This is a genomic window from Arenibacter amylolyticus (assembly GCF_002150785.1).
Lineage (GTDB): Bacteria > Bacteroidota > Bacteroidia > Flavobacteriales > Flavobacteriaceae > Arenibacter > Arenibacter amylolyticus.
In genome coordinates this window covers 1-13,048 of record NZ_MTAZ01000006.1, presented here as the reverse complement: position 1 = coordinate 13,048, position 13,048 = coordinate 1, and the positions used below count along the sequence as shown (strand labels likewise).

At 41.4% G+C, this 13,048-nt stretch carries 8 protein-coding genes and 1 tRNA gene; 5 read left to right on the top strand and 4 right to left on the bottom strand.

The window, feature by feature from the left end:
• Window positions 1-6 precede the first annotated feature (6 nt).
• The 5 genes from BV214_RS03880 (at window position 7) to purD (ending at window position 6,376) form a co-directional block, all read left to right on the top strand.
• Window positions 7-324 carry a serine O-acetyltransferase gene (locus BV214_RS03880; RefSeq protein WP_086476179.1) on the top strand — a complete coding sequence of 106 codons (318 nt, stop codon included), beginning with the start codon at window positions 7-9 and terminating at the stop codon, window positions 322-324.
• A 40-nt stretch (window positions 325-364) separates the two neighbouring features.
• A complete protein-coding gene (locus BV214_RS03875; RefSeq protein WP_086476178.1) occupies window positions 365-1,480 on the top strand; it encodes a glycosyltransferase family 4 protein in 1,116 nt (371 codons plus the stop codon).
• Between the two features lie 120 nt (window positions 1,481-1,600).
• Window positions 1,601-2,953, top strand: coding sequence for an undecaprenyl-phosphate glucose phosphotransferase (locus BV214_RS03870; RefSeq protein ID WP_394334911.1), 1,353 nt, complete (start codon window positions 1,601-1,603; stop codon window positions 2,951-2,953).
• Window positions 2,954-3,445: 492 nt separating this feature from the next.
• On the top strand, window positions 3,446-4,432 hold the full coding sequence (locus BV214_RS03865) for a UDP-glucuronic acid decarboxylase family protein (RefSeq protein ID WP_086476176.1): 987 nt from the start codon (window positions 3,446-3,448) through the stop codon (window positions 4,430-4,432).
• A gap of 672 nt (window positions 4,433-5,104) precedes the next feature.
• On the top strand, window positions 5,105-6,376 hold the full coding sequence (purD, locus tag BV214_RS03860; RefSeq protein ID WP_086476175.1) for a phosphoribosylamine--glycine ligase: 1,272 nt from the start codon (window positions 5,105-5,107) through the stop codon (window positions 6,374-6,376).
• A gap of 1,549 nt (window positions 6,377-7,925) precedes the next feature.
• Here purD and BV214_RS03855 read toward each other — a convergent pair.
• From BV214_RS03855 to BV214_RS03840, 4 genes are all read right to left on the bottom strand, one after another.
• Window positions 7,926-7,999, bottom strand: a tRNA-Cys gene (locus BV214_RS03855).
• A gap of 52 nt (window positions 8,000-8,051) precedes the next feature.
• Entirely contained in the window at window positions 8,052-8,408 is a 357-nt protein-coding gene (gene folB / locus BV214_RS03850; RefSeq protein WP_086476174.1) for a dihydroneopterin aldolase, read from the bottom strand.
• Window positions 8,409-8,703: 295 nt separating this feature from the next.
• The gene (locus BV214_RS03845; protein WP_086476173.1) at window positions 8,704-9,651 is read right to left on the bottom strand and encodes a PorP/SprF family type IX secretion system membrane protein; all 948 of its coding nucleotides are present in this window, start codon (window positions 9,649-9,651) and stop codon (window positions 8,704-8,706) included.
• A gap of 19 nt (window positions 9,652-9,670) precedes the next feature.
• The coding region (locus tag BV214_RS03840) for a T9SS type B sorting domain-containing protein (RefSeq protein WP_140157713.1) at window positions 9,671-13,048 on the bottom strand (3,378 nt) is incomplete at its 5' end.

Genomic DNA, 13,048 nt, shown 5'->3' with positions numbered 1-13,048 from the left:
CTCCCGATGATACTAACAATATTTATTCAGGTTGTCTATGGGGTAGACATAGATTATAAATGTGATATCGAAGGTGGGGTAATAATAATTCACGGAGTTGGCACAGTAATTGGAAGTGGCGCTAAAAATTCAAGGGGCACAAAAGTATACCATCAAGTTACTCTTGGAATTAAAGGTTCAGGAATTCAAGATGGGTTTCCTACTATTGGACAAAATGTAGTTTTGGGTGCAGGTTCCAAATTATTAGGAAATATCATCGTAGGCGATAATTCAATAATAGGAGCTAATGTTGTGTTAACTAGAGATTTAAAAAAAATACCTTAGATAAGTTATCTCCTTCAGTTTATGAATATATAAATCTTAAATGAAAAAAGCATTAGTACACGATTGGTATTACGTTAATGGTGGAGCGGAAAAGGTGATCCATTCCTTTACTAACACTTGGTCAGATTTTACACATTATGGCCTTGTGGACTTTTTAAATAAAAAGGATAGAGCTTATATCTTAGATGGTAAAAAAGTAAATACCAGTTTCATACAAAACTTACCAACTGCAAAATCCAATCATAGAAAGTTTTTACAATTATTTCCATATGCAATAGAACAGTTTAATTTAAATGAGTACGATTTAATTCTTAGTTCATCAGCATCTATTGCCAAAGGAGTCCTTACACACCAAGATCAATTACATATTTGTTATTGCCATTCTCCAATGCGCTATGCTTGGGATTTATATCATCAATATCTCAAGGAAGCTGGTCTAGATAAAGGAATTAAGGGCATCTATGCCAAATATGTATTACATAAAATGCGTAATTGGGACATCAATTCTTCTAATCGGGTAGACCATTTTATAGCAAATTCGGAATATATCGCAAGAAGGATTAGGAAGGTTTACAGAAGAGAAGCTAAAGTAATCTATCCACCAGTGGATACAACGGCCTTTTCTTTTGAGGCTAAGAAGGAAGATTATTATTTTACAGCCTCCAGAATGGTTCCTTATAAAAAAATAGATTTAATAGTCCAGGCATTTAATGATATGCCGGATAAAAAACTGCTAGTCGCAGGTACTGGTCCAGATTATGAAAAAATTAGCAAATTAGCAAAAGAAAATATTGAGTTCCTCGGATTCATTTCCGATGCTGATTTGAGCAAGTACATGCAACAAGCAAAGGCATTTGTTTTTGCAGCGGAAGAGGATTTTGGCATCGTACCTGTAGAGGCTCAGGCGTGTGGCACACCAGTAATTGGTTTCGGAAAAGGAGGCCTTTTAGAAACAGTCTTACATAATAAAACAGGAGTCCTATTTCAAGAACAATCTTCAATTTCATTAAAAGAAGCGGTCAATCATTTTGAAAATTTAAATTTTGAACCTGAAATAATTAGACAACAGGCCGAGAGGTTTTCTAAAGAAAGGTTCGAAAAAGAGATTAAAACTTACGTTGAGGAAAGCTATTCCGATTTTGCAAAAAAAAGATAGCAGCCTTACCATCAATATTATAGTCTATACGTTCTTCAATTCTAAAAATTACCACCCTATTTCAATTTTAAAATTTACCTTTGTCCCCATTTTACCATTTAACTTTAGGGCAGAATGCCAATACTATTCAAAAGATACCGTTTCGCCGGACTTATTACCCCCATATCCTATACGGTGGATTTATTGGTGATCAACCTATTTGCGTATTTTCTACCTATTAATTTTCAATATCCCATACTTTTCCATTCGTACCTTACCCTGGCGTGGATAATTTTATCAGTGAAAAACAATTTTTATGGGGTTTACAGGTACACCAAAGTCACCAATATTCTAAAGCTACTGTTTAACCAGTTTGTCTTCTTCTTTTTAATCCTATACGCTTTTATTGGCTTTTTTAAGCAACCCAATATGAGCCGCTTGGCATTAGGAGAATACTTTATTTTTACAGCCATTGCCATCTTTAGTATTAAGTTCTTGAACTACGTCCTTTTAATGAAATACCGTGAAAAGGTGAAAGGGAATATGCGAAACGTAGTGGTAATCGGGAAAAATAAAAAGACGGATCAACTCATCGATGTGTTCAAGGAGCGCAGGGAATTTGGGTACCATTTTATGAAGCAATTTTCTCCTTCGGAAACCAGCTTTAATATCCACGATACTTTTGTCTATATCGTAGAAAATAATGTGGATGAGATCTATTGCTCTGTCTCCGAGCTTAAAAATAGCCAATTAACGGAATTCATCAACTTTGCGGACAATAACCTGAAAACCCTAAAATTTATACCTGACAATAAGAATATATTCTCCAAGAAACTCACCTTTGAGTATTACGATTATATTCCCATTCTATCGCTGCGCGATATCCCGCTTCACAATCCGTTGAATTCGGCCCTTAAAAGAGCTTTCGACATAGTTTTCTCGTTGTTCGTGATTGTATTCATCCTTTCTTGGTTGGCGCCGTTAATCGCCTTGATAATACGATTGGAGAGCAAAGGCCCCATATACTTTCGACAAAAACGCTCTGGAATAGACAATAAGGACTTCTATTGCTATAAATTCCGGTCCATGGCACCCAATGAGAATGCGGACAGCCAAATGGCTTCAAAAAACGATATGCGCGTGACTAAGGTGGGTAGATTTTTAAGAATGACCAGTATTGATGAACTCCCGCAATTCTACAATGTGCTCTTTGGCAATATGTCCGTTGTAGGCCCCAGACCCCATATGGTGAAGCACACCAACGAATTTGCCACTAGGGTAGATAAGTATATGCTGCGCCATTTTGTAAAACCCGGGATTACCGGATTGGCTCAAGTAAAGGGTTATAGGGGTGAAATTGAAACGGATAACGATATTTTAAACAGAACCCGATTCGATATCTTTTATATTGAGAACTGGTCCCTATTTTTAGATATAAAAATTATTATACAAACAGTTATCAATGCGGTTTCGGGAGAGGAGAAAGCTTATTAAAGAAGAATAAAGAGAAGAGAAAAATGACAATTGAAAATAAGGAGAAGGCATTAGCTATATTGTAACATTTAAAATTTAGAAAAAATAACAATAGCCAGTTGGCAATATCTAGAAGCCAAATGTTAGAAGTAAATTTAGATTAAGGCTACATTTCCAAATTGGCTCATTTCCAAATTATCAAATTGATCAATTGTTACCTTAAACCTGCAACCCCAATACTTTTCAATATAATTCTAATTTCAGTTGCCTTCGCACTAATACCTCACCCAAACCTCATCACCCTTCACCCCTCAATATTGGTTATTAAACCATAAATATTTCCTAAACTGAAAAATCCGTTTAATTTTGGATGGTACTATCCTCTCAAAAATATTAAATGATGAAATGAGCCAACCTAAACAATTATTGGCGAAATCGAAGATTCATGAATCTCCTATAAAAAACAATTAATAGACAGGTGAATAATTACATCTGACAAATAAATAGCAATAGATGAAAAAAGTTCTGGTTACGGGTGCTGCAGGTTTTTTGGGATCTCACCTTTGCGATAGATTGATTAAAGAAGGCTTCTATGTGATTGCCATGGATAATCTGATTACTGGTGATCTTAAGAATATTGAACATCTCTTTAAACTGGAGCAGTTTGAGTTTCAACACCACGATGTTACCAAATTTGTACATGTCCCTGGGAAATTGGATTATATCCTTCATTTTGCCTCTCCCGCCAGTCCCATCGATTATCTAAAAATTCCCATTCAGACCCTTAAAGTAGGTGCCTTGGGAACCCATAACCTATTGGGCCTGGCCAAGGAAAAGAATGCACGAATCCTTATCGCTTCCACTTCCGAGATTTACGGTGACCCCTTGGTGCACCCGCAAACGGAAGAATATTACGGAAATGTGAATACTATTGGCCCACGTGGGGTATATGACGAGGCCAAACGCTTCCAAGAATCCATTACCATGGCCTATCACCGGTTTCACGGGGTTGAGACACGGATAGTGCGAATCTTTAATACCTATGGCCCTAGAATGCGTCTGAACGACGGACGGGTAATCCCCGCTTTTATGGGTCAGGCTTTACGGGGGGAAGACCTCACCGTTTTTGGGGATGGATCGCAAACCCGCTCTTTCTGCTTTGTGGATGATGAGATTGAAGGGATCTATAGGCTGTTGATGAGCGATTATACCGGTCCGGTGAATATTGGGAATCCGCACGAAATAACCATCAAGGAATTTGCCGAGGAAATCATAAAACTAACGGGAACCGACCAAAAGATAATCTATAAGCCCTTACCCCAAGACGACCCCATGCAGCGGCAACCCGATATTTCCAAGGCGAAGGAAATTCTGGGATGGGAACCAAAAATCAGTAGGGCAGAGGGTATGAAAAGAACCTGGGACTACTTTAAGACCCTTACCGACGAAGAACTCAGAAAAACAGAACATCGCGATTTCTCCGACCGGAATAAGAAGTGAGGTTCAGTAGTCGGTAATCGGTGAACAGTGGCCAGTCAATGTTTGCGGTAATAGTGGGTAGTTTTACAGTAGACCTCTTGCAGTGAACAATAAGCAATGGTTTCTATTTCAAATGGAGTGCTTTTCAGAAATGGCAACTATTAAACTACGGACACATAACATCATAACCGGTAACTCCTTATCTAAAACAGTATTTAAAAATTGTTAGCCATGATAAAATGTGTGCATCTGAGGATTGAGCGTAGCCGAAATCCGAACTAAAAGAGAAAGTATAAGACATTACTCAAAGCATTTAATACTGAGGAATCTTTAAAAATGCACAATTTGGCTTCAATGCCTAGGAGATGGACCTTCGACATTAGGTGCTGTTTTCGCACCATCTCGATAGCTACTCGGGGGAGAAGTAGCGCTAGTTGTTATTCTTACCACGGTCAATATTAATCTGCAGCCAATAGCCCTAACCTATGGATTAAATAAAGCCTAGGGTGGGATAAATAAACTAAACCCTTTCAATACTGACTAAAAACATTTGGACCTTATAACAACTTTAGCTTTTTAACTATTTAACCACATCACTCCATAACCCAACACAACTAGGGCCTTAATCAATTTTTCCCTTCAAGTAGGTGCAATTTCCATAGCAAACCGTATTTTTGGAGAAATTTTTGAAACATGAATATCCTTATCCTCGGTGCTGGTGGCCGTGAACATACATTGGCCTGGAAATTAAAGCAAAGTCCAAAACTCAATCAACTTTTCGTAGCTCCCGGAAATGCAGGGACCGCTGCCATAGCCACTAATATACCAATTGGTGTAAGTGATTTTGAGGCCATCAAAAAATCGGTGCTATCCGAAAATATTGATATGGTTATCGTTGGACCCGAAGATCCCTTGGTAAAAGGGGTGCACGATTTTTTCCTAGCGGATGAGGACATAAAGCATATTCCGGTAATCGGACCGCAGAAAGAAGCGGCTACCCTGGAAGGGAGCAAGGAGTTTGCCAAGGAATTTATGATGCGTCACCAGATTCCGACAGCGGCCTATGAAAGTTTCACCGCTGATACCTTGGAAAAAGGATATGCCTTTTTGGAAACCCTAACCCCTCCCTATGTATTGAAAGCCGATGGCTTGGCAGCGGGGAAAGGGGTACTGATATTGAACGAACTTCAAGAAGCCAAGGACGAGCTGAAAACCATGTTGGTGGATGCCAAATTTGGAAATGCCAGTACCACCGTGGTTATTGAGGAATTTTTAGACGGAATAGAGCTAAGTTGTTTTGTACTTACCGATGGCGATAATTTTAAGGTCCTACCCACAGCAAAAGACTATAAAAGAATCGGTGAGGGTGATACCGGATTGAATACAGGCGGTATGGGGGCCATTTCCCCCGTTCCCTTCGCAGATAATGAATTCATGGATAAAGTACTTGAACGAATCGTTAAACCTACCGTAGAGGGCTTTAAAAAGGATAATTTGCCTTATAAGGGGTTTGTGTTTATCGGATTGATAAAGGTAGGGGACGACCCTAAGGTGATTGAATACAATGTTAGAATGGGAGATCCGGAGACGGAAGTGGTTATCCCTAGGGTTAAGAACGACTTGGTAGAGGTTTTTGAGGCCGTTGCAGCCGGGACCTTAGACCAAATTAACTTGGAAATAGACGAGCGTGCAGCTACCACGGTGATGGCCGTATCCGGAGGTTATCCAGAAGCCTACCAAAAGGGCAAGGAAATCACTGGATTTGATGCTGTAGAGGATGCAGTAGTCTTCCATGCTGGAACCGAACTTAAGGACGGGAAGGTACTTACCAATGGCGGAAGGGTACTAGCCGTTACTGCCTATGGGTCCGACTTTAAGGAAGCACTCAAAAAATCCTATGAGAATATGGAAAAACTTCAGTTCGACAAAATGTACTACCGGAAGGACCTGGGGTTTGATTTGTAGTATTAAGTAGTGAGTATTGAGTAGTGAGTATTGAGTAGTGAGTATTGAGTAGTGAGAGGAGTTTTACAGTGAACTGCTTTACAGTAAACAATTAGCAATTAACAATGGCGGGGCGACCTCAGTAATCGGTGATCAGTGGCCAGTCGCAGTAGGAGACATCTAATTATTGCTCAAAAACAGCTTAATTCTGATCCATTAGGTTCTATTGTCAACGACCTTAAAATAGACTTGCTCACGAATCAGGGGATTACATTTAGCTGATATTCGTTAAGCGGAGCGGAAACCCTAATTAAATTGGAAAGTGCCACTATGTATAAAGCTTAACTAAGGAACATGAACTTGGATCGCTTTTAGAACGCCATACATCGCTTCTAACATCTATTTCCCCATAACTTCTTAACAAGATAACCTCATAACAATAAAAGGGTAATAGGAGTAGGCTGCGGCCAGTGAACAGTTTTACAGTGAACAATTAGCAATTAACAATGGCTAATCGACCCCAGTAATCGGTGAACAGTAATCGGTGAACAGTAATCGGTGAACAGTAAACAGTTCGCAGTAGGAGATATATAGTTATTGCTCAAAAATAGCTTAGTTCTGATCCAGTAGGTTCATAGACTTGCTCCCGAATCAGGGGATTGAATTAAGCTGATATTCGTTAAGCGGAGCGGAAACCCTAATTAAATTGGAAAGTGCCACTATGTAAAAAGCTTAACTAAGGAACATGAACTTGGATCGCTTTTAAAACGCCATACATCGCTTCTAACACCTATATCCCCATAACTTCTTAACAAGAACCTCATAACAATAAAAGGGTAATGGGAGTAGGCTGCGGCCAGTGAACAGTTTTACAGTGAAAAATTAACAATTAACAATGGCGGGGCGACCTCAGTAATCGGTGAACAGTGGCCAGTCGCGGTAGGAGATATATAGTTATTGCTCTAAAATAGCTTAATTCTGATCCAGTAGGTTCTATTGTCAACGACCTTAAAATAGACTTACTCCCGAATCAGGGGATTGCATTTGGCTGATATTCGTTAAGCGGAGCGGAGATCCTAACTAAATTGGAAAGTGCCACTATGTATAAAGCTTAACTAAGGAACATGAACTTGGATCGCTTTTAAAACGCCATACATCGCTTCTAACATCCATATCCCCATAACTTCTTAACAAGATAACCTCATAACAATAAAAGGGTAATGGTAGTAGGCTGCGGCCAGTGAACAGTTTTACAGTGAACTGCTTTCCAGTAAACAATTAGCAATAAGCAATAAACAATGGTGTACGTCCCTGATATAGGTTGACCACTTCCAAGGAAACAAAATTAAGCTCCTCCCTTTTTCAAAGGGAGGTGGTTTGCCTGAAAGTGCAAACCGGAGGGATTAATTACGGTTACATTAATCATAGTACTATGTTACGGGACTTATATCGCACTAGAAAATGCTAACATCTATATTGTAAGCGAACATACAAGACCAGCATTACTGCCACAGCCTACCCAAAAAAATCCGGAAATAAAAAAACCCTCTAATGTTAGAGGGTTCTTTTTTGGAGGCATCGAGCGGATTCGAACCGCTGTACAAGCTTTTGCAGAGCTCTGCCTAGCCACTCGGCCACAATGCCCTTTAGGAGTGCAAAGGTAGTACTTTTTTTAAATATCAAAAAGTTAAAGGAACTATCTTTTTCTTTTCAGTACAATGGTCACTCCTTCCACATCCCCGCCAATGGGCGGATTTATTTTGGTGACAGCCACTTCCACCTTCTTTACCATGCTAATTTCTTCTAGGATGCGATCTAAGATTCGCTTTCCCACATGCTCCAATAGTTTAGAGGGTATGGTCATTTCTTCCTTAACAACGTGGTTTATATGTACATAATCTACCGTATCTACCAGTTCATCGGAGATGGCGGCCGAATCTAAGTTGGCCCAAACTACCACATCCACGCGGTATTCACTTCCAATAATTGTTTCTTCCCCTAAACAGCCATGATGGGCATAAGCCCTTATATTACTAACCTTTACTTTCCCCACTGCTTCCTAGTTTTCTGCAAAACTAAATCAATCCCAGCGTACCCCAAGGGGTTTTAGTATTTTATTATTACCCACGACTTAAAAGTCGTGGCAATTCAAGGAGCATCCCTAATTGAAATCGAAAAAACGATGGAATGGAGTGTAGCGGAAACAATTTAGGCAAGTCACCAGCCCCTATAAAATTTTATCAATCGGTACATTATTATAGTGCCGTGATCCATTCCAAAATCAACAAATCTCCAAATCAATCGCTACATCGGTACATTGCTACATTAATCCATTTGCACATTACATCTCAATACGTACACCTACAATTACTGATTCCCTGGAAAAGGTCCATCCCGATGGTAACCACATGGGTACCGGTACTATAGCCCAGTATTTCGTTTAATATAACCTGATAGGAATACCCAAAATAGAGATTGTTCTTTTTCAGTCCGGCCAATGGGGCCACATACAAGGGTCTACCCAATTGGTCGTTTAAAAATCGATAGGTAGCCCCCACATAATAATAGTCCTCAAAATCGTAAAATCTGAACTTTAGGTTAATATCCGCTTCCGATCTACCATCACTCTCAAATATTTTATACAAAACGGAGGGTTCTATTTCCATATTGCTATTCTTGGATTTCTTGTATCGATAACCGGAATACAGATAGAAATTTCGCAGTTTGTTGGGCTCATAGATGGGATCAAAAATATAGACATCCTTATTGATCACGTTGGAGGCATTTAGGCTTAGGTAGAAGGCATTTTTCCGATAGAGCACCCCTACATCAAAGTTGTGGTTAGATGTAGAGCGATCATCGGTCACCCCTGGGTCAAATCCAGCGTCCGTAAATTCACCCACATCCAACCGAAACTGGTTAAAGTTATAGGAGAGTCCAAAGGAGAGAAATTCGTCCTCATATCGATCCAAGGTAAGGTGGTGGGCAAAGGACATACGTGCTCCCTGTTGCTTGGTATACCCGTTGGAGTCATTGTATAAAAACAGTCCCACCCCGGATTTTTCCCCCAAGCGCATATCGGCAGCCAGCGATTGGGTTCTGGGCGCATTTTTAATACCTACCCATTGCGCCAATCCATTGAGCCTAATTTTAACGTGATCTCCAATTCCCGCATAGGTGGGAGACAGTACAAAGGGGTTGTCTGCCAGGTATTGCGAAAGCTGGGGGGAATTTAATTCCTGTCCCCGTACTGCCACGGTTCCTAATACCATTAAGATCACTGTTATCTTGCGCATTGTAAGCATACATATATTTTTATCTATACAGGGTGAAATGCCCCACAAATTCCCGATCGTCATTCTCTCCCTTCAGTTTTATTACATACCAATAGTCCCCGGTGGGTAGTTCCGAATTCTTATAGAGTCCGTCCCATCCTTCATCATTTAAGCCCATTCTGTAAACCTCCCTACCATAACGGTCAAAGATGATAGTTAGTATTTTTGGGAAGCCTTCCATGTTTTTAGGAGCCCATCTATCGTTGTTGCCATCTCCATCGGGGGTAAAGAAATTGGGCACTTCTATATCGATGAATTCCATGTAAATCTGGGCAATACTTTCGCATCCGCTTTCATCTACTACCCGTACGGTATGGGTGCCGGTTTCCCTGATATAGAAGGTATTGTCCTCCCCATTATCCGTATCTTCAAAATAGAAGGTGTATCCTTCCGTGCCCCCGGTGGCAATTGCCGTAATTTCATTGATATTATTTTGCTCCAACGTCAGTACTAGCGGTTCAAAATCTGCAATCGTGAACGCGATGGTATCCACACATCCGTTAGAATGACTGATGGCCAAATAATGGTCCCCCGGACTTATGTTTCTAAAGTTAGGCTCCAAGACCATATCATTTGGATCCGTGGAGTCCAAGGCATATAGCACCTCTGATGCTACTGTGGGATCATCTAAGATTACTTCCAGGGAATTATTAGGTGTACTCCCCGTACATTCATAAACGGGCGTTACGGTTGCTTTTAGGTTTACTCCCGGATCTACGACAACCGCCAAGTTGATTTGACAACCCTGGGCATCCCTTACAAATATGGCATAGGTCCCTGCCGCCAATCCAGAAAAATCGGTCCTATCCTGTACAAAGTCGGCATCCGCGGTGGAGTTGATACTGGTGCTATACGGAGCGGTACCTCCGGTAATATTTAAGGATATTGTCCCGTCTTCCTCCCCAATACAAATTTCCGGACTTGTTGTGGCCGAGGTTGTAATCGGGGAAGGCTCATTAATGGTAAAGTTCAAAAATTCGAAACAACCATTAATATCCTGGGCTATTACATTATAATCCCCAGGTGCCAGATTGGTAAAGGTATTTACCGTATCAAATTTGTCCAGATCTGGTGAAATAGCATACTGATAGCCTCCGGATCCTCCTGATAACTGAACGGAAATTCGTCCATCATTGGCCCCGTTACAGGATACATCCGTATAACTACTATCGACCACCAAGGGCGTAGGTTCGGTAATATTGATCGCACTAGACGCTACTACACAATCCTCACTGGTAACTCTTACGTAATAGCTACCCACAGTAAGATTATTAAACCTTCCAGAAGTTTGCGGAGCAGCAACCCTGTTGGTAAAGCTAGCATCGGTAAAGAGCTCATAGCGATAGTTTCCGAGCCCTCCAGCTGCCTTGGCAGTGATGCTTGCCGTACTATCCCCGTTACAGTTGATGATTGCTGCCGAGGTATCCAGGGCAACTGACAATGGTGCAATGGCGGTTTCGTTTATTTCGTTGGATAAAACAGAGCCACATCCAAAGGCGTCCATCACATAATAGCTATACCTCCCGGCAGCCACATTGAAAGTATGGGTGTTTCCGCCGCTCATCGGGAAATAATTGATACCGTCCTCACTGTATTGATAAGGTCCTGTACCGCCCGATGCAGTAAGTTCCAATTGGGCATCCATAGTACAGCTCAACGGACTGGTTCTTATTAGAGAAGCATACACGTTCGTAGGATCCACAATGCTTACCTGTACCGTTTCAAAATCACATTCCCAACCATCCGATACGGTAATGGAATAAATACCCGCACTTAGGTTGTTGAAATCAGGACTAAGCTGTCCTCCCGAAGTAAAGGTGATCACTGTTCCCGTGGGGTCGTATACATTTAATTGATATTGGTATACCCCTTCTCCACCCGTCATATTGATAGCACTTATGGCACCATCACTATCGCCATAACAGACCAAGGTGGTGCTTAACGGAGTAATATCGGAACTGATTGGGGCCGGCCGTACCAAATTGATGGTATCATTTAGGATACACCCATTGGCATCGGTTATCTCTACGGTGTAATCTCCGGCTGAAAGTCCGTCAAAAACCATACTCCTCACATCAGTTGCATCATATACCTCTGAAGTGGTGGTATTGGTAAGTACTATATCGTAAGGCGCGTACCCTCCACTTGGATCTACCAAGATTTCACCCTGATCATTGGAGCAGGTAACGTTGGCGATGGCATCTACAACCGCGCTAAGAGCCCTATCTGGGGATATTATACGAACCGTGTTGGAATCCTCCGTACATTCCGGGGCATCCAATTCCGTAACCTTTACATAATAATTCCCTCCTGTAAGACCGGTAATGGTCAATGGATTGGTAGCGGTAGTGGCCGATCCCAAAATTGGGGTGGCTCCACCTCCAGCAGTATAAACTGTATAATTATACGGCCCTGAATAGCCAGTAACATTAATTTCCAATGATCCATTCGTATCTCCAAAACAGGTCACTGGCGTACTAGCCGTAGCGCTAACCTTGATCCGATCGTAAGGAGCAATCATATAATTTGCCGTATCCTCATAACAACCCGTAGAAGTGTCGGTTACCCTAAAGGTGTAAACTCCTACTGCATGCAACTCAAAGGTAGCACTGTTGTAAGTTGGTGTACTAATAAGGGTAGCATTGGTATTGCCTACAGGTAATAACTGGAAGCTATACGTATTGTTTGTATCGCCATTGTCGTTGGCAGTAATGGTTATTACCTCTGGTCCTACACAAGATATGTTGGCATCTTTGGATATTAATGTTGTGAATTTATTAAGCGTGCTAATGTTCACTGTGGTAGCTGCAGTACACCCGTTATCATCCTTGATGGTCACGGTTATAGTTCTATCAGACCCATTGTCAGTAATATTAAAGGTGTTGGAGGTAAAGAAGTTCACCCCATCTATACTATAGGTGTAAGGAGCTGTTCCCCCTGCTCCCGCAGCTGTAATTACTGCCTGCCCTGGCTTATTAGTAGCATTACACGTAAAACTAGTAGCACTGGCAGTTACCCCTACAGGATCTGGCGCTACAATAGTTACGGTTTGGAAATCGGAGCAACCCCTATCCGAGCTAACGGTAATGGTATAAGTACCCGCTGCCAAGCCCGTGAACAATCTGCTGTTCTGGGTGATAGGCGGATTGGTACCGTCGTCCAAGGTAAAGGTATAGGGCGGATTGTCATTGGAAGCATCTAGGAGTACCTCAATGGAACCGTCCGTTCCTCCATTACAGGAAACATCTTCCTTGCTAGTGGTAAACACCACAGGTGTGGCAGTTTCCAAGGAAACGGGCACTTGCGCGTCGCAACCAGAGCCAGAGGTATCGTAAACGATGGCGGTATAATCGCCCGG